At 38.5% G+C, this 1,672-nt stretch carries 1 protein-coding gene; it reads right to left on the bottom strand.

All coding sequences use genetic code 11. From position 1 onward, the window contains the following. Positions 1 to 150 precede the first annotated feature (150 nt). Positions 151 to 450: a hypothetical protein gene (locus FTV37_RS17315; protein WP_179991805.1), complete on the bottom strand. Its 300-nt coding sequence runs from the start codon at positions 448 to 450 to the stop codon at positions 151 to 153. Positions 451 to 1,672: the final 1,222 nt, after the last annotated feature.

Genomic DNA, 1,672 nt, shown 5'->3' on the forward strand with positions numbered 1-1,672 from the left:
TAAATATACCAAGATCAAAAAAATGCCCTAAAAGATAGACTTAAGGGCATTTTGACTGGAGATATAAAACTAACTTGAGGCTAAAAGCTGAAATTCAAGTAAAGTGCGCCCTTTGGGGTTAAGGGGTCGAACCCCTTACAAGTCCTGTGGCTACGGGGTAGGCTTGCTTAATGAATCAATAAAATCTTTGTTATCCGTTATAAGACCAGTAAAAGCAGCGTCCACAATAGAACGATCATCTAAAACCTGAAATTCTGTCAATTCGGAAAAAGAATAATAATCCCCATCATCTACAGAAAACTCATGATCACCATGAAGATGTAAAACAACCGAAGTAACCTCACCATCACTTTGATAAGTTGTTCCACCCAAACAAATACTATATGAAACTTGTTTGCCTAACAAATCTTTTAAGTGTTCAACTGTTTGATTTATATCAATATTTCCCATTTAAAAAACCTCTATTTATTTAACTATTCAAGTATTAGTGATTTATCATTATGGTGAGAGTTGGAGAAGATCAGGGAATACTCACCCTAGAGCACTAAAAGCACCCTAAGCAGTATCACCCGAACAATGTAAGGCATCACTACGGAGCCGAGCCATCGCTTCACAGGAGCGCATCACAGTCTATTGCTACGCTTGTTTTGGTTAGGGCATAGAACACCCCCTGAACACGTCCAAAACCGCCTATAAACGCCTTTTAATGATCACCGCAAGGGATTACCCCAATATACTCACGATCAGCGTTTTATGACTACTCATGCCGTTGTCTGCTTTGTTCAGATCCCCCAGTAGCAGACTTAAACCTAAAATGCGCTGGCGTCACTGTACCTTCCACCCACATTAAGGACGGAAATTAATTATTTGAACGGATTAAGAACGAAAGAGGATTTATTTTAATTCTACGAACGTTATAATCATATAACAGCACGGAGATTTAATCTTGAATCTTATGTCGGTCGCCAAACCACATAACTTTCGTTATTAATTATTATCAGTAATTAATAACCGTGCATCCAATATAAAACTAAAGCCGATCATAAATCAATATGGTCGGTTTTTTTATGGGAAATATTTTTAGTTTGGAAGTTAATTTTAACTTCCATTTCTGTTTTGGAAGTTAATTCCGTCATGGATCGGATACCGTTACCCCCATCTTATTAAGGGGGGTATTTAAGAAATTTCTTTCAATCCCCCCTACGTGGTAGTGGGTATTGAATATTTTTTAATCAATTTCCTGATTATGTTAATCCGTGTGCAAGCAGGACGCAATAGCAATGAAAAATGACCGCTTTCGTTTAAAAAATCCTTGAACTGTCATTTTATCGCGTGATGTCCGATCCGTAGGTCGGCACACGCGACAAAATGACAGTATTTTGCTTTTCTTTGTGTCGGCGCGGGACGACGCCTAAGTTCTAGCGATTTTGACGCATACGGGAGCAGTAATCAGAGAAAAAAAGGATTTAAGAAGCATAAAGCTTCAGTTCGCTCATAGACATTCGCTCTGAAAGCCTTGCGCCTTAAGGGTTACGTGAGATTTCGTAAATATACCAAGATCAAAAAAATGCCCTAAAAGATAGACTTAAGGGCATTTTGACTGGAGATATAAAACTAACTTGAGGCTAAAAGCTGAAATTCAAGTAAAGTGCGCCCTTTGGGGTTAAGGGGT

The organism is Acinetobacter sp. YH16042, assembly GCF_013417245.1.
In the GTDB taxonomy this organism is placed as follows: domain Bacteria; phylum Pseudomonadota; class Gammaproteobacteria; order Pseudomonadales; family Moraxellaceae; genus Acinetobacter; species Acinetobacter amyesii.

Bases quoted from the DNA above. Each gene is read 5' to 3' on its own strand.
- FTV37_RS17315 (WP_179991805.1), bottom strand. From the start codon at position 450: ATGGGAAATATTGATATAAATCAAACAGTTGAACACTTAAAAGATTTG.